The organism is Occallatibacter gabretensis, assembly GCF_001449115.1.
GTDB classification, from domain to species: domain Bacteria; phylum Acidobacteriota; class Terriglobia; order Terriglobales; family Acidobacteriaceae; genus Telmatobacter; species Telmatobacter gabretensis.
Map to the genome: position 1 here is coordinate 307059 of NZ_LAIJ01000010.1, position 20967 is coordinate 328025.

Here is a 20967-nt window from a genome sequence, read left to right on the forward strand (position 1 = left end):
CGTTGCCCAACGTTGTCGCTCGTTCCAGGATGCTTTCTATAAGTTCGTTACTTGATGCCCGGAATGAGGTTCAAGCTGTTCCATTTCGTGGTTAGCTGCTTATCCGATAAGGCTTTGATAAAAACGCCACCCACTACACTGCGAGCCTGGAAGCCAACCTGCTTGCCTGTTTTTGTGTCATACCAATCGGTCAACGGAACGTGGTTCGGTGTTTCATTTGTCCATCGATAGATGGGATCAATGATGGCATTGAATTGCTCCGAGTTGGATGCAAGTGTCGCAGTCCAGACGGACCAGTCAAGCTTTGTGTAGTCGGCGCGATTGTCGAGCGGAAGACCATAGGTGTTGATCTTTCCGAGATAAAACGAGAGTTCGGCTTCGCGAACAGATTTCGGGAACAGGTTGTAGCTGAGAATCTGATCCCAAACCAGATTGTATTTCTGACTCCAGGTGCCGGGGCTGTTGAAGGCCAGCTTGTAATGGTCACCTTCGCGCGCCATTGGGACCCACTTTTCCGCCATGGCCCTTGCCGTACGGCTATAGTCTTTCGCGATGTCTTCATGGCCTAGAAGATGTGCAAGATCTCCATATGCGGCCAGTGCCTCGATGGCTTTGATGGAGAGATTGGCGTTATGGGCAACGTGTCCGGCAAAGTCATCGGTGGTTAGTTGATTCTCAGGGTCAAGGCCCTTCTCTTTTAGATATTGGGCCCAACTCGATAATTGAGGCCAAAAGCGCTGAGCGAGATTTGCGTTTCCTTCGGCACGCGCCAAAGCGTCAATAAGGATGAGCATGTTGCCGCTCTCCTCGACCGGCATCTGATCGTCTTCTGTTTTTTCTCCGCCTCCGTATACCTGTCCATTAGCGAGAGGATACTGGCCGAGATCGTGCGGAGCGAATGGAAATCGCCAACGCGCTAGCGCAGAATATTCGAGAACAGGAATGAGCTGAGCCTCGAGCAGCTTTGGCTGTAAAAAGAGGAAAAATGGGGCGGAGGGGTAGAGCACATCGACCGTAGCAATGCAGCCGTTCGAGAAATTCTCCTTTGCAAAGAGCATTGGGTCGCCGTTTACATCAGCCACGAGCTTATGGGCAGCGAGCGTTTGACGATATGACAGGACTGCGATGGCAGCATAATGTTCTCCTCCGATTTTGGTTAAGTCGGCTGTCAGCTCAGTATCGAATGCAGTGGCGCGTTGCTCCAGAGCAGAGTACTGTTCAGCAGCCATATCGAGCATTTGCTCAACCGGCATATTGTCGCGTTGCCAGTAAGGCCTCAGATTTCGCTGCAGATATTGGATTGCATAGTCTTCTGTGTAAGAGACCAGGAGATGTCGCACAACAGGCTGCGAACCAATGGTGCCGAAATCGAGGCTAGCCGCAAGGTGTGAAGTGGCTCTGTCTGCGGGCCGAGGCATGCTCATCGAATCGCTCGTGGGCAAATTCCCGGTCTCTGCAAAGCTTTGCAAACTGTCTGACGCAATTGCGGTTGTTGAATTCTCGCTTTTAGGGATCGCGAGATGAAAGTAACCCCAGTCGATGCGGAGATTGTCGCCGGAACGATTGAGAATGTTCTGATCGCGAGAGCCCACTGAGAGGACATTGAGTTGTGACGTCTGGCTGCGGAGCAATACGACGTTCTGAGCCCTGTCATTGACTGCAATTATGGGGTCTACGTCGAGAAGAATCGAGACCCGATGAGACAGCTGATCTGTTGCTTGTACGCTCCAGGTAAGGTAGGTTACGGGGCGCGAGAGAACATCCAGATCATTCATCATTGCGGGCGTAAAGAACGTTAGCTCGAGCGTTATGCCATTCTGACGAAACTGATAGCGAGTATGCGTTGGCGAAACGGACCTGGCAGTTTGCTCCATTGCTGGCACAGACTCGGGTTGACGCCCCATAAAGCGGAATGCTTTTCCGTCAATGCGTGCAATGCCTGCGATAGGTTGCGGAGCGCCTGTCCAATGTGATGTATCTGATCCGGTTAGCTGATCAGTTTTCGACCAGATGCTGAAATAGGGATCATGCACGATGAGCGGGGTAGCAGGGGGCCTCTGTTGTGACGACGCGGCGCAAACTCCCAGGCAAAATATTGCTACAAAAGTCAAAAATCGCACGGTGGTTTTCATCGAAACTCCCTTGAAATAGATCACATTTGAGAATGCTCGCAGCTCGCTCGGGAGACAAATACACTGCAAGATTTAGATCCAGATATTCTTTTACCGAGCGATTGCAAAATTGAGCAATTACGATACTACTTTGTTATGCCAGATACTGAGGCGGCCGCAATAAGCGCGTCGTCGCCTGAGCTTTGCGTGCTGGCGTCGATGGTTCCGTAAGGAGCCGTCCAGGTGACGCCTATGCCGTAATCAGGCGGCTTCATGCCAGCCCAGATGCTTTCAGCGTTTGTGAGAAGAAAGGTCTTGTATCGCGGCGATGGAGATACGTGATACAGCAAGGCGAGATTGCGTGCGAAGATGCCTTTGAACTGCGTGCCGTCGCCGCCGCAGTTGGGCTCGCAGGGATCATGGAGAATGCCGTGCGCGTCGACCAAGATGGGGCTTGTAAGTGTTGCCGCAACTATGGAGCTGGCCTGAGCTAGGAGAGATGAATCATGTGTGCGCGTGTACAGCTCAGATAGACCTCCAAGGATAACTCCCTGGTTATAACTCCATGTAGTTCTGTGATTGTTGGCACACTGCGCGTCGAGGCCGTCATTGATGAGATGGTCTGAATTGATCATGCCGGTGTGTGAAAACCACTCCCACTCGCGATTGGCCCAATCAAGATAGTGGGCTTGCAGCTTTTTATTTTTCTCGCGCGTGAGTAGATGCGCAGCGACCGACAGAAAAAGCTCGTTGGAGATTGCATTTTTGTACTTTCTCTCTTTGCTCCACCAGATCCCACCGGAGCAGTTTGTATCCCAGCCTTTGGCCATGTCTTCAAAGATGGATGCGGACATGTGCAGGTAACGCGGATCGCGGGTGATGTCGTAAACGTCAATCCAGGCGAGTGCCCACCAGCCTTCATCGTCGTAATAGTCGTTCAGGAAGCCGGCAGACTTATGCTGAGCCGCAGATAGAGTCGTGGGAAATACGTCTGCGTATTGTTTGTCGCCGGTCACCTGTGTGTAATCAGCGAGCGTTGTAATGGCGTTGGCGGAGTTCCACCAGCCAGTGGTTTTATAGAGCCCGGTGGCCGGGTCGTACCATGCCTGAAGGCGCTTGATACCGAGTGCGGCTCGCTGGTGATAAGAAACAGTTTCATTTGCCGCAGCGGCTCCCTGCGTGTCCGCCGAACGGAATGATGTTGCGAAGAGAACGCAGTAGAAAATCCATTTCAACTTCTGAACTGATGGCACGTTGCTCTCCTGACTGCGCTATTGTTCGTTGTCAGACATAGACGGGGGCGCGGAAGCGGGACTACTTGCCCAGTTCTTGTTGGGCAGCGGACCCATCGTAAGCACGAGCTCGCCACCGGCAGCAATATCTGAGTGATCAAACCACGCTCTGTTCCACGGATGGCCGTTGAGAGTGGCTGACTGGATGTACATGTTCTTTGTGGAATTGTTATGGGCGATTATGGTGAAGGTTTTTCCGCTGCCGAGGTGAATGGCCGCCTGATCAAAGATGGGACTGCCAAGGATGTATGCGGAACTTGAAGGATCGACAGGATAAAAGCCCAACGCGCTCATGGCGTACCAGGACGAGGTTGAGCCCTGGTCGTCCATGCCGGGAAATGCGTATCCGGTACGGTCGCTGCCATACATCTGCTCTAGAATCTGGCGTACTAGCTTCTGAGTTTTCCATGGCTGGCCACCCCAGTCGTAGTAATACGCGGCTTGCTGATCGGGTTGATTGCCCTGAACATATTGGCCGATGACGCCAGTGCAGTCGCGGCAAATTCCTTTTGCGGTGTAGGGCGTTGAGAAGAATTCGTCGAGCTTGGCGTCGAACTTATCCCTACCTCCGAGGAGATTGATGAGCCCGCGCACGTCGTGCGGCACGAGCCAGAGTGTTGACCAGCCCGAGGCTTCCTTCATCATGAAGTTGTAGTAGGGCTCGCGTGGATCGAAGGGGGAAATCCATTGACCGTCTTCAGTTTTCCCGCGTATGAAGCCGATGGACGGATCGAAGACGTTCTTGTAGTTGTGCGCTCTCTTCAAAAACATCTTGTAGTCATCTTGTTTGCCGAGCTTGAGAGCGTATTGCGCGAGTGCGTAGTCATCCCAACTGTACTCGAGCGTGGTGGCTGCACCAGCTTTGCCGTCGGCGTACGGGGGACTGGGATTGTCCTTGGGAATGAAATCGGAGATCCAGCCGCGCTGCATGTATTCGGCTAGATGGCCGCGTGGGCCTTTGGGGTCCATCGCGTTTTTCCGCAGATACTCATATGCTGAGGCCCAGTCGAAGTTGAGTCCGCGCTTCCAATCGCCGAGGTACATGAAGATGGCATTGTCGCCGTGAAAGGAAGTGGCCATGTGACCGGACTCGCGCGCGCGGTCGAGTTGCGAGCGGAGGATATCTACCTTAGTGTTGGGCTCGAGTAACGTCAGCAGTACGATCTGGTTGCGGCCGGTATCCCAGAAGGGAACAGTGTCGTAGCGGTCGTACTCTGCTGTGTGAAGCTCGCGATCAAGACCAGTAAATTGTTCCCCTTTTTTTGCAATCAGGCGTGGACTCGCGAAGGAGTGATAGAGGCAGGAGTAAAAGAGCATGCGCTGCTTTTCTGTGCCTCCCTTCACCTCGACTTGATTCAGCTTGGATGTCCATGCGTTTTCAGCCTCACGCTTAATGGCATCGAAATCCCAGTTGGGATCCTCGTTGTGGAGTCGCGCTTCGGCGGCCTCAAAGCTGACGCCGCTGGCAACTTTCACGAGGACTTGTTCGCCTGCAGTGGTTGCATAATGCAGGTAGGCTCCGGCGAATGGGCCGGTGATTGCGCGATTTGCGGGCTCAACATCGCTAAATCCAATCAGAGGATCTCGGTTGCGCGATGGGACTTGCTTGAAGACGCCGAAGGATTGAAATGGTTTCGAAAACTCGGCGATGAAGCAGGATTTGCCGTTGGGAGATTTGCCACGTACGGTGTGGTCATTGACGACTTCAACGTCGCCGCTGGAGAAGCCGAGATCGAGAAGGATATTGGCTTTTTCTGTCTGCGGAAAAGTAAAACGGAAGATACCGGTCCAGGTGGTAGCAGTGAGTTCGACTCGTGTACGGTAGTCCTCGAGATAGACGCTGTAGTAACCGGGCGAAGCCCTTTCCTGTTTCTTGTCGTAGACGGAGCCGCTGCGTTCAGGAGGCACAGTCCAGTCGCCCACGACCGGCATAACGGTTGGGCTGTTGCCGGCTCCGCTGGAGAAGCCATAGATAGTGCGGTTGGAATAGAAGTACGATGCGCGGACGCCGGCGGGATAACTGAGGTCGAGGTTGGCATTGATGGGCGCAAGCTCCGTGGAACTGTGCGGCAGTCGTGCCCCGGGCGATGTGAAACCGGAGTATAGCTGCTCGCCTGGAGGTGGGGCGTTGCCGATTAACTTCTGATCGTCCAGAGGTGCAGTACCGACAAGGCCGTTGGCGTAAGCGAGGGGCGATTTATCCGTTCTCGCCGTGCTTTGCGTGTGCGCAAGCGCAATGAAAATGAGCGCCAAGAAAAGCAATGGGCCAACCTGCTTCGACAGTTTGTTTGCCGCAATCATCAATTCATCCTCTGATGAAAAAAGAAGGCAGGCAGATGAACAATCACTGCCTGCCTTGGCTGCATTAAATCCTGACGCTTACGCGGCAGGAACGAGTGTGACGGCAAGAATTACCACGTCACGATTTGCAGGGAGGCTGATGCTTTTGATGGTTTTGGTTGAATCGAGCGTGAAGGAGTAGGCGTGTGTGTAGAACGGATTCCCGTCCTTACTGCCGTCTCCCATGACCCGATATTGCATTTCAGAAGCAACAGATTCGCCCCTTGCATTACCGGGGTCGGACCAGTCGCTGAGCGATTGCGTGAATGAGGATGATGTGCCGTCAGAGTAGTTGACGATGAAGCTCTGCCTCTGCTGATTGCCGTTGAGGCCTACAGCCAGTAGACGAACGCTTTGAAATTTTCCTGTAGGCAGTTCAATGGTTTTGCTGCTGATTGCGTTGGGATGGTTTGGCGGCCCTAGCTTGAATACCACTCCAGCGCCGATTTCTTCATTTCCTGCTTGTTCTGCTGATAGGGAGGCAGCATCGTTGTCGATGCTGGCGGAGTCAGAGAACTTCGAGCCGTCCTTATAGATCCCAGTGAGGTTGTAGGCAGATGAGAGGTCGACAGGCATTGTTCCGGTAAGAACCGGTGTAATGTCGAGCGTGGCGGTTGTGGTGTGAACGACATTGCCCGCTGTGGCTGTAATGGTGATCTGCGTTGTCCCGGGTGCGGCTGGCCGGTCTGCCGTGAAGGCTGCAGCAGCAGATCCTGTTGAGGTTGCAGGAGAGAATGCTACTTTGACGCCAGCAGGCAGGCCGGAGGCTTCGATATGTACGGGAGAACTCAGATCGCCACGGGGGATGATGACGATGCCGGTGCTAACAGTCTTTCCCTGCGAGACGGAAATCTTTTGCGCCGCAGTGGAGAGTGAGAAGTCTGCTGGTCCGGCATTTGTTGAAGGCAAAACATCATAGAGCGGGTGTGCGGGCGTAGCTTCAGGGTTTTCCCTGGCCACCGAGATGGCGAGGATACGCACGTTGCTGTTGTTAGGCAGCTTGAGTTTCGTGGCGCCGGGTTCAAGATCCAGTGCGTAGGCAAATAGATAAGAGTATGCGTAAGCAACATTCTCACCCGCCTGGTTATGGTGATGGCTTGCGTACCAGGCCAGGTCTGCGCGCTTGATGAAGCCGGGCTTGAGGCCGACCATCTGGCCATAACTGCCATGCGCGGTATCCTTCGAGCTCCAGATCCGGTCATCCCACTGGCCAACGAATCCGCCCCAGTCTTCGATGTTGAGCTCGGTCTTTTTGCTGCCGGTGTCGAAGGTGGCTTTTTGATCTCCGTCTGTGGATGCGGCCAGCAGATATACACGGTTGAACTGGCCAGCAGGGAGTGCGATGGTTTGGCCATGCGCCACAATTGCGTTAGGGATGCCTGTTTTGGCTTGCGCGAGTTGGAATTCGATTCCGTTGAAGCTCATGTGCGCGGGCAGCATCTCCGCAGGCAGTGCATTGCCCTTGCCATCAAAGCCTGCCGTGGTGCGTTCGCCATCGTTGCTGGCTGCGGCAACATCGTAGGACAGTGGAACGGGCACGGATTCAATTTTGTTTGCCTTTGCACTTGCCGGTGCGAGACGAACGGCGAAGGTACGTGGTTGATATGCGCCGAAGGAGGTTACAAGTGCGCCGTCTGTGGTCGTCGCAGAGGCAACAGGCTGCTCCTGGCCATTGACTTCCCGCGCTGAGGTGATCGGAGAGGCAAAGGAAACCTGAACGTTGTTCTGCGCCTTGCCGTCAAGCTCGACGAGTCGCACAATGATTTCATCTCCCTGTTCGGTTTTCTTGAGAGCCAACACGCGAATGCGCGGGTTGCTGACCTTGAGTAGCGAGAAGGTATTGCCAAGCGCGCCGGAGTGCTTTGTAGTTTGGAAGGGAATCAGCGGCGTATTCAGGCGTTGTCCCTGCCAGTCCGTCTGAGCATCGCGCCAAGAGCCTGCATGGCCGGCAATGCCGTACACGAACTCGTGATGGCCGATATCCTGCGTGGCTTGATCGGCATAGCCGCCGGAGACGCCGGGCGTACGCAACAGAGTGAGGCGGAGCGTGTCGTCGTTCGGCTTGTCAGAGCCGTTCTTGCTATCGGTGAGAATCGTCACGCCAAAGTTACCGCTCATGTCGATCTGATCGATCCACTGGTGCGAGGGTACTTCAAACTTGTTGGGTACAGCAGATGGGCGCTCAATGGTTCCGATGTCCCAGTTATAAGTGGCTAGATTATTGTGCGCAGTGAGGGGGAATGTGGCCTTGAGGTTGACCTCGCGTGAGTTCCAGTCGATTACGTTCGCGAACTCCACGCGTTTGCCCGCATCCCCTGCTGACAAGCGAATGGTTTGCACAAAGCGTGAGCCGGCGGTTTCGCGTATGACTTCAATGGCCACACGCACGGGACCATTCTCGACGACGCGGATTTTTGCAGGGCCATGCACATATTCTCTTGGCGCGGCCTGCTCCTGATCCCAGTCCATGTTCCATGCGGGCCATTGCTGAGGATTGTCATAGGAGAGCGCAAGACGTGCAGGTGCAGAGAGTAACTCGCGGTTTAGTTGTTTGTCGAAGATGCTGGCAACATCGCCATCGGCGTTCAGGCGGACACGGTAATAATCGTTTTCAAGTTCGTTATCGGCAACGCGCAGTGTAGAAGTGCTTTGTGCAGCGCCTGGCTGTACGTCATAGACCGTGTATGCCACTGAGGGCACATCTGCAACAAACAGGATCTTGCCGTCCGCGATCTGCGCGGGAAGTTCCTTGCCGCCTGGTGCGATGACATGCACTTGCTTTGGCAATCCTCCGGGGAAGTGAACTTCAGCTTCAGTTACGTCTTGCCGGGCGATGTTCAGCGGATTGAATACGACCAGCGGAACTCCGCGTGTCTGTGTGTCGAGTGCGCTGGCGACTGCTTCTGTGCCGCTTTTAAGCACGCCGGCAAATTGGTTCATGGCGATCACGTCGTCGTTCCATGCGAACTCATAAGAGCGGGGAGTTGCAGTGCCGGCGGCGAGATCGTGAAAGTGTGCGCCCATGGCGAGCGTCCATGCGTTATTGAGACGCTCAATTGGATAGGTGCGTCCGCCGAGCCATTCTGCTGCGACGGAAGACTTCTCAGCCGCATCGGCAAGAAGTTCTTCCTGCCGAATCCAACGCTTTTGATAGGCCTGCGAGGTGAGTGAGCCGGCGGAGTGATTCGTCAGTTCCATTTCGCCGGTGTAACGAGGCAGAGCTGCAGCCTGCTCAGGCGTGATGTCGAGAAACATCTGGTCGGCTGGGACGGAAACGACATGCACGGGGCCATTGCCTACCTGTACTTGCGGCCAGGATTCGTTCGGTCCACCACGGAACCTAAAGCCATTTGCCGGAGGCATATCAACGGAGCCCTTCGTGACTATGGCTTCAAGACGTTTAATCGATTCTTCATCAGGCGCTCCGCCGATGTCGCCAGTGCCATAGTAGTGATAGTCAGTGAAGAGGCCAGTGACCTTGCCGTTAAGCTGTACACGCGCGGCCCAATCGCCCTGATGTCTGCTTAGATCGCGGTCCACCTGCTCCTTGGCTAAAGCATTCTGCTCCGTGCGCAAGGCCATGAATTCTTCTATATCCTTCGCATCGGGGAGCTGATTATCACGCCTGCCTTGCTGGAGCTTCTGCTGCAGCGCGCTGATTTTTTTCTGCAAGTCAGCAGAAGCGGCATTCGCCTGTTCTGCAGGCAGAGGCTGGCTGAGGTCAGTGTCAATGCCGCCGCTATAGGAGCCAGGATTCACTCCGGCGAGCACGGTTTCTCCATCCGGGCCGACCCAGACGCCGACGTTAAAGGGCGTTCCTTCTGGAGTCCGTTCCAACGATTCGTGGCCGCCGCCTGGCGCAGATGATCCCCAGGAAAGCTTTTGCGTTGAGAATCCTTTGACGCCAGAGTGGGCAAGAATGGTGGGTAATGAGGCTGGGAAGCCAAAGCAGTCCGGCAGCATGTACTCCATGCTTGCCTTGCCGAATTCTTTGCGGAACCACTCATTGCCGTAGAGGATCTGCCGGATGATGGCTTCCGCGCTTGGCGCGTTCACATCGCCTTCTTCCATAGAAGATCCGGCGGGGAACCAGCGTCCTTGATCGACGTATTTCTTGACTTCTGCAAAGTCTGCTGGGAAATACTCCTTCATAAAGCGGTAACGATTGGCGCCGCTGAAGTTGAAGATGTAATGGGGATATTTTTCAAAGAGCTTGAAGTTCTTTTCCATTGTGCCGCGGATGTACTCGTCAATCACCTGCGGATATTCCCAACGCCATTCGGTATCAAGGTGCGCATAGCCGACTACGTAGAGCGTAGGATCCTTGCTGAGATCGGGCTTGTTCTGTGTTTGTGCATACGCCATCCAAGGTAGAGCGGTGGCACCAAGTGAAACGGCAAGCAAAGCAAAACGAAATTTTCCCATTGCAGCTCCAAAAAAGATTTCAGTAATGAAGGCCCGAACGATCACGCGCCAGAATTAGGAGACGGACCTGTCTTAAAGATGATTGCTCGAAAGAGGGTTAAAAGAAAAACCAGATGGGATTTTAAGTACTCGCCATTGCGGGCTTGCTCATGAACAACATGAGCAAGCCCGCAATGGCGATTTAAAGGTTAGAAGGTGATCTTGCCTGAGACCTGCAAGATACGTGGGAAGTTCAGTTGTTGAGCGCCTACCGTACCGAAGCCGCTCCAGCCTGCTCCGGGTGTAAAGGTTGCATTTGCGTCGCCGGGGCTGGTATCCGGACCACCGAACAACACTGTATTCAAGGCGTTAAAGGCATCGAGCCGGAGGGTGAAGTTTGCCCACTCTTTGATCGGTATCTGCTTCATCAAGGACAAGTCGATGTTTGTGATGGTTGGAGTGCGCACGTCGTCCGTTACGTCGGTTATAGTCGCCAACTGGTACTGCGTGTTGCCTGCAAAGCAGGACTTATCGGCATAGAACCAGTGACCCTGGCGAACCGAGGTTCCGTTGTCCGGACGGAAGCTGTGTGCGCAGTCGTACTGATAGCCGCCGTTCAGTCCAACAGGCTCTCCGCTCTGCGCGGCAACCACGGAACTGAGCCTCCAGTGGCTGATGATTGAGCCTATGATCGGGTTTGGGTTGCTGTAGAAGAGAGCTCCCTTACCAACGGGCAGGTCATAGACGGTGGTCAGGCCCAGCACATGGGTTCTGTCCGTTCCCGAAAGCTGATGGATCTGCTCTGGGTCCTGATATGGCCAGCCATTGCGGTAGCCGGCACCGTTAATTGTTTTGGACCAAGTATACGCAAGCTGGAAGGAGAGGCCGCTGGCTGCAGAATTTCCCTGCAGACGCTTGGATAGCTTTACTTCCAGGCCGTTGTACCAGTTGTGTCCCAGCGGAGCGTTGGGCTGGCCGGTAATAGAGTTACCGCCCGCATTGCAGTATTGCGAAAGCGCTAGTAACAGGGTAATGGCCTGCACCGTCTGACCCTGGCCGCAGCCGTTTGCCACCATGGAGGCTACTCCGTAGTAGGGATTCGGAACCTGCTGATTCCAGATAGCAGGATTCGCCTGAGCCGCTTTTTGCTCTGCCAGGGTCACGGTGCCGTTGGTCCACAGACCTACACGCAGCTTGCTGGTGTAATTGGCTGCATAGCGCGCATCCAGCACCACCGCACCCGGAAATTCATGCTGGATTCCGAACGAGAACACCTTTTCCCTCGGAATCTTGCGATCCGGGAAATCTTCCATGCCAATACCTTCGCCCACGTCTGTCAACAGCCCGAGTGAGTTACCCGGAGGTGCGTTTACAACATTGTTTACGTTTGAGAAAGGACTGCCGGTCTGGAAGTAGCCGGTCGGGTTATAGCCGTCCAAACTACCAATGTAGGGCGTATTGGCACTGGCGCCGCTGGCATTGCCGCCTTCCAGTCCGTAGGAGTATACGAGTCCCCATCCGCCGCGTATTACGTCCTTGGGGCTAATGGAATATGCAAATCCAATGCGCGGACCGATATCCGTCAAGTCCAGGTCGTATGCGCTGCGTGGTTGTCCGTTGTAGCCGGCGAATTCAAGACCGCCGTACACAGTGCCGGGAGTTGGAACACCAGCTGCCGCCCAGGCGGCCTGGTTGGCTCCATTGTTAATATTCGCTATGTAATTTGGATCGTTGGTAATCGGGCTCACGCAAGTAAGACATATACCGCGATCAAGCAGATTGTTCCGTTCCCGCAATCCGCGCTCTATATCCCAACGTATACCGAGGTTCAGCGTGAGGCGAGGCGTCACGCGCCAGTCGTCTTGTGCGTAAATGGCGTATACCGGCTGTCCCACCGCCTGTGTCAGGTCCCAGGTAATACCGCCACTGGATGGATCGCCGAGCAGGAATGAAGCTGAGCCCAAGCCTGTGGCCTGGTTTGAGTTACAAGGGTTGTTAGGAGCCGGTACTGCCTGGTAGCAGCTCCCGTTTGAGGGGTCATACTGCGTGAAGCCACCGTTGAATGAGAAGTTGCCGTTGCCCTGTCCAATGTTGCCGAAACCGTTGTATTGGAATTCGTAGATCATGCCGCCAACGTGAATGTTATGCGAACCCCATGTTTTTGTGAAGTCCGTATCGAAGCCGATATTGTTGCTGACACCAGCACTCGGCGTGTTGCCGAAAATAATGTTGTTGCCAACAATATCAGTCACGTGGGTTTCAGGAAGTTGTTTCAGCGTAGTGGTAGGCGGCAGCGGCATGGTCAGCCCGATACTGGCTGGATCGACCGCCTGGTTCAGGTTGCCATCCCAAGCGCTTTCAAGATAGCGAGTGAACGAGACCTTGAAATCTCCCAGCAGCGTGGGAGAGAAAACATGGGTAAAGTCCTGTGTAGCAACCCAGTTCTCTCGAATGTGGTTGATATTGCCAGTGGCCGCAACGCCGGGGAGGCCGTTCGTGTTGCGGTTCTCGGTGCCTTTCTGCCACTCGAAGAAGCTGTACATCTTGGTCGCCTGGGTTATGTTGTAGTCTACGCGGATCATTGGCTGGTTATAGTCGTAGACATCGGGCGTGCCGGCTATGAAGTTGTTTCCGCCCGCCAGATTTGCCGCGCTTGAAATGTTCGGTAGAGGAACATAATTCAGCATTGCCGCGCTAACAGGGTTGATTTGCGAACCGGGAATGGCGTTGCCCGGAAACTGCACCTGCGCAACCTGGTCGCCGCTGCACTGGGCCAGCGTGGTGCCGGGCGTCTGGCAATACGCCGTTCCAGGCTGGTAGATGGGGATTCCGTTTGGGTATTCCGTAGGATCCATTGTCTGGATCAAGCTATAGTCCACGCCCGGGTTCCCGTTGTAGCCAGGCCGCAGATACGCCGGAGGGACATGCGTAAGAACCTGACCTGCCAGCGACTCGCGATATCCCTCGAAGCCGAAGAAGAAGAACAGCCTGTTCCGCTTGATCGGACCGCCAGCCGTGATGTGGAACTGGTTTTGAACCCAGCCGCCTTTCGGCTGACCGGAGATATTGTTGGTGTAGGTATTGGCGTTCATGAGCGCGCCTTCGTACGCTTCATCCGCCGTGCCGTGATATTGATTGGTGCCATTCTTCGTGGACATGTTGACGGTGCCGCCACTTGTGCGGCCATAGCGCACATCGTAGGTGGTGGTCATGACGTTTGTGTCCTGGAGGGCATCAATGTTGGGAGCCACGATCCAAGAGCCTGCGCCGTTTTGCGCAGCCGTCTGCTGAGTTATGTTGGTGCCGTTTAAGGTAAATTGATTAGTACCCCCGACGCCGCCGCCCAGGGTGTAGGAGTTCGTTACGTCCCAGCCACGGGTTCCGGAGTAGCCGCCGGGGCCGAACTGCGTTTGGGTAAACTGGCTGCCGGGTGTGGTGCCGAGCAACATATACACCTGCGCGCCATTCAAGGGCACGTTCTCAAGCTGGCGCGCGTCTATAACGGTATTGTTGGAGGCGCTGGACGTCTCAATTTCAGGCGGCGCCGTCGTGACTTCGATTTTCTCGGTCGCTGTTCCGACTTCAAGCTTGAAATTCTGCGTGAACGAATCGGAAGCCTTTAGCAGGACGTTATCCTGCACAGCGGTTTTGAATCCGTTGGCTTCGACGGTTACTCGATAGGTTCCGGGAACAACATAGGGAATATAGTAAGTTCCCCTGTCGGTGGTCTTGTTGGTGTAGCTGGTGCCGCTTGAGACTTCCACTGCTGTTATGGTCGCGCCGCGAACGACAGCGCCGGAAGGATCGGTGATCTGTCCTGCTAGAACTGAGCGAAATTCTTGCCCGAAGGATGGATACGCGCAGAGTGTGGCCAATAAACAAACGATGGCCATGATTCCACGCACAAGGGCGATGTTGACACAACGCCGCGCCGGACTTCTTTGAATTGAATACATTTACAGCCTCCGAATAAACCGAACAGTAACGCATTGTTAGGGGGAGCGATTGCGCCCTAATCGTGATCGAGTGCTGATTCTTAAGGCAATGAGTGTTTCAGAGTGGAATCGTTACCATCTCAAATGGTAACGATTCCACAGAGTAGGATTTTCTACCTGAGTTTTTGATGTTGTCAAGTGATACCGCTTTTTTTTGTTGTCCCAGGCCGCGAATTTAATCTATAAACGGCAGCCGCAAGATTGGCGCAACACAAGTTTCGTTTCCAGTTTTATGGGATACTGGCGCTTTTTGATTTCATGATTCTTCCCTTTGCCGACGCTCAAAAGATTTTCGAAAAGAATCTCAGCAGCAACGCGGCCGATGTCCTCAACCGGTTGCTGAATTACGCTGATCGCTGGTCGCAGTGCGGATGCCAGTTCAAAATCGTCGTAACCCAATAGCGCAATTGACTTTGGAATAGGGACCTTGAACTTTTGTAGTGTCTCAAAAGCGTAAATCGTCGTGCTGTTCTTCAGTGTAAATATGGCATCCGGCGGCTTGCCTGTTGCCAGCAGGTTTTCAATCGCAGACTCTGCCGATTTGTAATCTTTTACGGACATATCGACCAGCGGCACAAGCCCCTTGTGTTGCATTGCCAGGCGATAGCCACGAAGCCGCTCGCGCAATGTATAGAGCGTAGGCTCGCCACCAAGACAAAGAATGCGCGAATATCCATGGCTGATCAGGTGTTCAGTCGCTATTCGCGCGCCATTGAAATTGTCAGCCAGCACACTGGGAATGCCGGAGTTCACAATCAGGCGGTCGAAGGTAACGACCGGTATTCCCATGCGATGCAGAGACTCGGCCAATGGTTGGTTTTGATAATTCGCAGGTGCTAACAGCAGGCCGTCAGTACGGTGCCGGGTGAGGATATTTAAATTCTCCATCTCCGTACGTGGATCGTTGTTTGTCACGGTCACCATTAGCAGCGAATCATGGGCGCGTGCAATGGCCTGCGCGGCCTCGGCGCAGCTTGCAAAAAACGGATCCGCGATGCTGGGGATCACCATGCCGATAGTTTTGGCCCGCTCGCCCTTCAGGACGCGTGCGGCCTGGTTAGGCATATAACCAAGCTGGTCGATGACGGCTTGCACACGCTTGAGCGTGTCCGGGCTGACACGCTCACCGCCGTTGATGACGCGGGAAACCGTAGTGGTTCCGACGCGGGCTTTGCGCGCCACTTCGGCAAGGGTTGGGTGCGGATGTGATTTATGCATGGAGGCTAAATATCAGAAAGCAGTCTGGACTGGACCAGTATTCACTCGACTGGTGTAGCTGTCAACGGTTGGCGCGTTCTTGTATGGCATTCAGCTGCTCTGCGGAAAGGCAGTAATGCGCAGTTTTGCAGCAGCATAAGGGATCAACGTAATCGTTTCTTCAGACTCATTTGTCTGTGCCGGACTGAGTGGGACTGGGGCCGCAACTCCGTCTTCGGCGCGCCACTCATTCAAGCGGCGCGCTTTGACATGGAGCTGAACTGGAGCGTGGCGACGTGCGAAAGGGAACTCTCCAATTTCTGTTTCCGTGGTGCCGATGTTTTTCCCGAGGGAGTTCGCATCTACGCTTAAGGCGTAGTTCCATTCATTGGCAGGGAACACCTGCCAATCTGCAGTCATTCCGCGGTCACGGAGCTTGACCCAGCTCTCAGCCACGCCATAGGAGAAGACAAGCGGGCCACGTTCAACTGCGATGGAGTTGTTGAACCATCGTGAGATGCGCGGAGCCATCGGAAATGTGATTTCCACACGATCCCCTGCATTCCATGTGCGGTCAATGCGGGCGAATGAGGATGGAGGAGGGGGATCAATCTTCCGGCCGTTTACTGTGATCGTCGTGCCGGCAGCCCATGCTGGAATACGAAGCTGAAGTGGGAAGTGAATTGGCGCGGCGGGATCAACTGTGAGCAACACATGACCACGGAAGGGATAGTCGGTTTCTTCGACTATGCGGATGGACGTGCCACCGAGGATGGTATGCACTTCGCATGGCGCATAGGCAGCAGCCACCAAGCCATCGTGCTCATCGGAGCCTTGCACGCCGGAGAGTAAAAACAGACTGTTGGTAAACTTAGGCCAGCCTTGATGGAAATTCGCGGTGCAGCAGCCGAAGTTCGGCTCCAGGCCATAGAGATTGGACTCCGGCCCGTCCGTTGTCCATGGCTTATGGTGAAGACTGCATTCCACCTGGTTCGGTTCCTGATTATATTGGTGAGCCCACATGTCATCCGTGAACGCGCCGGGCAGGGCATTGAATGCAAGCCGTTCCAAGCGATCACCGAGCGAAGGATCGCCATTGATAGTAAGGCTTTGTTCGAGCGAAAACATGTATTCGACAACCGTGCATAACTCTGACCCCTGGGACGGATTCAAACCAGCGAGATGTTCATCGCAGGAGAACATGCCGTTTGGAAGGCCATGGTATCGATGCAATTCGTCGATCATTTTGAGAACGGCTGCACGGTCTGCTGCATTTCCGGAAACGAGTGACCAGGCCGGTCCGGTCTTGATCGCCTGGCCGTTATTCACGCCATGAGTGGCGAGGGCGAGATCTTTGAGCCCGTTTCCCTCGGAAAGATGTAAAAACTCCGCCGTGATCTTCTGCTTGTATGGAAAGGATTCGTACTCTGCAATCCAATCGTAGCCTTGCTGATGCAGCAGTTTTGCAAGGTCGAGCAAATAGGCGGATCCAGTGCGGTTGTAGAGCCAGATCACGCTGAGCAGATTATCCTGCCATCGGAACTTTCCCCAGTCAATCAGCGGACGCGCGGGTAGTGCCGCAAGCTGGTAACGAAAATACTTGTCCATGACAGGAACCACTCTGAGGTCGCCGGTCAGCTCGTGATACTGTGTCAGGGCTTTCAGCATGACGATGCGCGGCCACCAGTCGCTATTCGACTGCGGACCGATCATGCCGTTTTCTGCTTGATGTTCGAGCGTCCAATCGATGAACTTCTGCGCTTTAGCCTTAAGCGTTGCATCATCGAGCTGCCATGCCAGAGGTATGAGGCCATCCAGGAAATATGGACCTCTCTCCCACGATTCGCCGTTTCCTCCGAGCCAGCCACTGTTCGGTCCTACGTCAGCCCATGTTTCATCCAGGTGTCCCCCCAGCCCATTTGCCTGTATGCGAAGTTGTCTTTGAAGCCAGCCACGCGCACGGATTGACCCTGCAGGCAGAAAGTAGAACACTCCCGCTGCGAGCGGCGCGCGATGCTTGATGGGCGTGGTGGGAGGGGTTGAGGGTTGTAGGTCAGGAGCAATCTGGGAGGCGTTAAGAAGAAGCTGGGTGCTTGGCGAGGTTGATGCTAAACCGAGGAGACTGGCCCCTCGGATAAATTGACGACGCGTGGCAAAGAGAGGCGGAGATGAAGACAACATTGGCTTCGAACACTCCTAACGTCATGCTACCTGAGCAAAGATTTCATCGCATACTGTTCGCGTCAGGCTCGCTGAGCATTCCATCCACCTAGTGCTTCGTTAATGTGAGAATGAGCGTAGAAAGACCATTCCAAGCAATCTGCACACCTATACACAACAAGATGAATGCCATTACGCGCAGAATGCCATGCGCCGTTGGCTGCGAGATCGCCTTTGTGATCTTTGCCGCGTATGCGTAGCAGATATATACCACGCCGCTCAGCACCACGATGGCTGCGAAGAGAACCAGATGGCGCAGAATCGTACTCTCGGTGCTGTTCCCCGAGAAGCGCGCGCCGAGAGTGAGAAGTACTACCAAAGTCCCGGGACCAGAAGTTACTGGAAACGTCAAGGGGTAGAAGGCTTTTGTCTGAAGGTTCTGGAGGCCGTCTTCCAAGCGCACGTCGGCTTCCTCGCGCTTGTCTTTGGTGCTCGCTGCCGAATCGGGTTCATTCAACACCGACCATCCAATCGCAGCGATAACAATGCCGCCTGCCACTTGAACAATCGGCAACGATATCCCGAAAAAGTTCAGAATGGTTGAGCCTAGAAGCTCAAAAACTCCTAAAAAAATGACATTATTGATTGCAATCTTTCGCGCGAGCGATCGGTACGCGAATGGGGATTGATCCCCGACCAGGCCCAGAAATACCAACGCTGAACCAAACGGATTGATGACAGGAAGCAAAGCACTAAAAGCGATCAAAAATGAATTCCAAAGTTGCAATCCAGCTTCCTCTACGAACCATCCTAACTGCTCTTCTTGACATGAGATGAGCAAAATATGAGCGGCGGTAATTTCGATCACTGTGCCGCGCCTTGCCATCAGAACGTAGCCGAAAAGTGATTTCCCACAGCTGGTTGTGCTATCTAATGAAGTTGCGGAGACGCATGGAGGTAATTTCATGGCCCCACGTGGATACAAACACCCTCTCTACATTCTTCCCTTCGATCATCGTGGCTCATTTGAGAGCGGGATGTTTCACTGGCACGGAGCACTCACCAGCGAACAGACGGCGCAAATCGCCGCTGCCAAGCAGGTAATTTACGACGGTTTCAAGGCCGCTCTTGCTGCCGGCGTGCGTCAGGAAGATGCCGGGATTCTCGTCGACGAACAGTTCGGCGCAGAGATTCTGCGAGACGCCGCGGCCAGCGGATATCACATCGCCTGTGCCGTCGAAAAGAGCGGGCAGGATGAGTTTGATTTCGAATACGGCAACGATTTTGCCGCGCACATAGAGGCCTTTCATCCCACCTTCGCCAAGGTTCTCGTTCGCTACAACCCTGAAGCCGATACGACGATGAACCAGCGTCAGGCGGCGCGTCTGAAGCAACTGTCTGACTACCTTCAGCAGGCCAATCGCAGCTTGTTTATGTTTGAATTGCTCGTACCCGCGGAAAAATCTCAGCTCGACAATGTGAATGGCGACAAGAAAGCCTACGACCAGAAGCTGCGTCCAGCGCTCATGGTCAGGGCTATTCAGGAACTGCAGGATGCAGGCGTCGAGCCGGACATCTGGAAGATCGAAGGGCTCGACAGCCGTGAAGACTGCGAGAAGATCGTGGCCGTTGCACAGCGCGATGGCCGTGACGCGGTTCGCTGCATCATCCTTGGGCGCGGTGAAGATGAGCAAAAAGTACGTGAGTGGCTTACCACAGCAGCTACAGTTTCGGGCTTCATCGGCTTTGCTGTTGGCCGCACTGACTTCTGGGATCCACTCGTTGCGTGGCGCGAAAATAAGCAAACCCGCGAGGCCGCAGTCTCGCAGATTGCAGGCCATTACAGTGAGTTTGTGAAGATCTTTGAACAGGCTCGCAGAAACAGTGCGGTTTGAGGGACTGCGCTGAGCTTGCTTCGTCGCGGCTTCTTACAGGCCGTTAGAAGTTCTATTTATGGGCGCGTCAGTGCGCGGTACTCCATCAGCATCCGCACCCGCCAGCGCACAATCATTCCGAACGCAAGGATAAAAAACAAACCGCCAGTCTGCTCCAGCGTCATCACGGAGTCCAGATAGCTGCGCGCCAGAAAGCGGATCAGCGCGAGTGCAACGATGACGGCGAAGAATGCGCCTGATCGATGCATCATAATGGCATCGCCATCCCGGATGAGCCTGGATGTGGCCACCAGCGGCCATGCGAGCAGAATCGCGCCGGCCAGAAAAGCGATCCCGGCCCACGCCCACGGTACGCGAAAAGCCGGCACAAGAAACATGCAGAAGCCAGTGGACATGCCCAGCGGAGGAATCACAATCTTTCGTACTGTGACAGCAGTACGGCCTTCACGAACGCGCCACGTCATCACTCCGGCAAAGCCGATGAGAGAAACAATCGCAGTGAACCAGATGGAATGCGTATTCAACATCACACCTTCTAATCTAAGTCAACGCACCATCGTCCCGTCGTGGGTTGCAAGTCATAAGCGCTGCCTGCAATGATCGCTGCGCAGCTTTCACAGCCCACAGGCCCGGAGCTTATTTCATGCGTACCCGTTTCGTTCTTTTTGCCGCGCTCTTCACGGCAACTGCGTCCTTTGCCCAGTCCGGATGGCAGCCTGCAGTGGGGCATACACAAATTCCCATCTGGCCGAACGGAGTTCCTGGCGGCCTTCCGGCCAATTCGCTCGCAGAGGTGGATACCTCCGATGCGAAATCGCAGCTTATTGCGGGGAAGTCGCTCATCCGGCTTGGCAATGTTTCCGTGCCCACCATCACGCTTTACAAACCGGCAAATCACGCAAACGACGCGCCGGCCGTCGTCGTCTTCCCCGGCGGCGGCTATCAAATCCTTGCCATCGATCTAGAAGGCACGGAGGTTTGCGACTGGCTCAACTCCAAAGGGATCGCTTGCATTCTGCTCAAATATCGCGTGCCGAACACTGGCCCATACCCCAAATCGCCCGTAGCCTTGCAGGATGCGCAGCGCGCAGTGGGCCTTGTACGCCAGCATGCTGCCGAGTGGGGTATCGACCCCAAACGTATCGGCGTCCTTGGCTTCTCTGCCGGCGCACACCTGGCTGCCGCTCTCAGCACTCACTTTGACAAGCGTCTTTATGACGCTGTAGACGGGGCAGACCAGCTCTCCTGTCGCCCTGACTTTGCCGTTATTGTGTACCCCGGATACCTGGCGCAGGACAAAGAGGGGATGAGGACCAATCCTGACATTAGTCCCACCGCGCAGACTCCGCCCACGTTTATCGTGCAGGCAGAAGACGACCCGGTCCACGTGGAAAATGCAACAAATTATTTTCTGCAATTGAAGCAGGCTGGTGTTCCGGCAGAGCTGCATATCTACGCCGAGGGCGGCCACGGCTACGGACTACGCCGAACCGCGTTGCCTGTCACCGCGTGGCCGCAGCTGGTGGAAACATGGCTGCACACCATTGGAATTGCGCATCCGTAAGGCGCATCT

General features: G+C 54.6%; 11 protein-coding genes. 2 read left to right on the plus strand and 9 right to left on the minus strand.

Annotated elements, in window-relative coordinates; all coding sequences use genetic code 11:
- Positions 1 to 47 precede the first annotated feature (47 nt).
- From VO84_RS17560 to VO84_RS17595, 8 genes are all read right to left on the minus strand, one after another.
- Entirely contained in the window at positions 48 to 2132 is a 2085-nt protein-coding gene (locus VO84_RS17560) for a glutaminase family protein (RefSeq protein ID WP_058189042.1), read from the minus strand.
- 125 nt (positions 2133 to 2257) lie between these two features.
- On the minus strand, positions 2258 to 3364 hold the full coding sequence (locus VO84_RS17565) for a glycoside hydrolase family 76 protein (protein WP_058189043.1): 1107 nt from the start codon (positions 3362 to 3364) through the stop codon (positions 2258 to 2260).
- Positions 3365 to 3382: 18 nt separating this feature from the next.
- Complete coding sequence (locus VO84_RS17570) at positions 3383 to 5704, minus strand: GH92 family glycosyl hydrolase (RefSeq protein ID WP_082662125.1); 2322 nt, start codon at positions 5702 to 5704, stop codon at positions 3383 to 3385.
- Between the two features lie 78 nt (positions 5705 to 5782).
- On the minus strand, positions 5783 to 10168 hold the full coding sequence (locus VO84_RS17575) for an alpha-mannosidase (RefSeq protein ID WP_082662126.1): 4386 nt from the start codon (positions 10166 to 10168) through the stop codon (positions 5783 to 5785).
- A 188-nt stretch (positions 10169 to 10356) separates the two neighbouring features.
- Entirely contained in the window at positions 10357 to 14103 is a 3747-nt protein-coding gene (locus VO84_RS17580) for a TonB-dependent receptor (RefSeq protein ID WP_058189044.1), read from the minus strand.
- 219 nt (positions 14104 to 14322) lie between these two features.
- A complete protein-coding gene (locus VO84_RS17585; RefSeq protein ID WP_058189045.1) occupies positions 14323 to 15360 on the minus strand; it encodes a LacI family DNA-binding transcriptional regulator in 1038 nt (345 codons plus the stop codon).
- A gap of 90 nt (positions 15361 to 15450) precedes the next feature.
- Entirely contained in the window at positions 15451 to 17520 is a 2070-nt protein-coding gene (locus VO84_RS17590) for a beta-L-arabinofuranosidase domain-containing protein (protein WP_058189046.1), read from the minus strand.
- Between the two features lie 88 nt (positions 17521 to 17608).
- Positions 17609 to 18466 carry a MarC family protein gene (locus tag VO84_RS17595; protein ID WP_231738041.1) on the minus strand — a complete coding sequence of 286 codons (858 nt, stop codon included), beginning with the start codon at positions 18464 to 18466 and terminating at the stop codon, positions 17609 to 17611.
- On the opposite strand from VO84_RS17595, the gene VO84_RS17600 reads away from it, so the two are divergent.
- Positions 18465 to 19394: a 2-deoxy-5-keto-D-gluconate 6-phosphate aldolase domain-containing protein gene (locus tag VO84_RS17600; protein WP_058189047.1), complete on the plus strand. Its 930-nt coding sequence runs from the start codon at positions 18465 to 18467 to the stop codon at positions 19392 to 19394. The two genes, VO84_RS17595 and VO84_RS17600, sit on opposite strands and share 2 nt — an antisense overlap.
- 56 nt (positions 19395 to 19450) lie before the next feature.
- Here the strand turns inward: VO84_RS17600 and VO84_RS17605 are convergent, their stop codons facing one another.
- Positions 19451 to 19921, minus strand: a complete 471-nt coding sequence (locus tag VO84_RS17605) for a CcdC family protein (protein ID WP_058189048.1) — start codon at positions 19919 to 19921, stop codon at positions 19451 to 19453.
- Between the two features lie 116 nt (positions 19922 to 20037).
- Between VO84_RS17605 and VO84_RS17610 the strand changes: the two genes are divergently transcribed.
- On the plus strand, positions 20038 to 20958 hold the full coding sequence (locus VO84_RS17610) for an alpha/beta hydrolase (protein ID WP_058189049.1): 921 nt from the start codon (positions 20038 to 20040) through the stop codon (positions 20956 to 20958).
- Positions 20959 to 20967 lie beyond the last annotated feature (9 nt).

Excerpts from the sequence above, each read along its gene's own strand:
- VO84_RS17560 (WP_058189042.1), bottom strand. The coding sequence starts at position 2,132 with ATGAAAACCACCGTGCGATTTTTGACTTTTGTAGCAATATTTTGCCTG.
- VO84_RS17590 (WP_058189046.1), bottom strand. The coding sequence starts at position 17,520 with ATGTTGTCTTCATCTCCGCCTCTCTTTGCCACGCGTCGTCAATTTATC.
- VO84_RS17600 (WP_058189047.1), top strand. The coding sequence starts at position 18,465 with ATGGCCCCACGTGGATACAAACACCCTCTCTACATTCTTCCCTTCGAT.
- VO84_RS17595 (WP_231738041.1), bottom strand. The coding sequence starts at position 18,466 with ATGAAATTACCTCCATGCGTCTCCGCAACTTCATTAGATAGCACAACC.
- VO84_RS17575 (WP_082662126.1), bottom strand. The coding sequence starts at position 10,168 with ATGGGAAAATTTCGTTTTGCTTTGCTTGCCGTTTCACTTGGTGCCACC.
- VO84_RS17570 (WP_082662125.1), bottom strand. The coding sequence starts at position 5,704 with ATGATTGCGGCAAACAAACTGTCGAAGCAGGTTGGCCCATTGCTTTTC.
- VO84_RS17605 (WP_058189048.1), bottom strand. The coding sequence starts at position 19,921 with ATGTTGAATACGCATTCCATCTGGTTCACTGCGATTGTTTCTCTCATC.
- VO84_RS17585 (WP_058189045.1), bottom strand. The coding sequence starts at position 15,360 with ATGCATAAATCACATCCGCACCCAACCCTTGCCGAAGTGGCGCGCAAA.
- VO84_RS17610 (WP_058189049.1), top strand. The coding sequence starts at position 20,038 with ATGCGTACCCGTTTCGTTCTTTTTGCCGCGCTCTTCACGGCAACTGCG.
- VO84_RS17580 (WP_058189044.1), bottom strand. The coding sequence starts at position 14,103 with ATGTATTCAATTCAAAGAAGTCCGGCGCGGCGTTGTGTCAACATCGCC.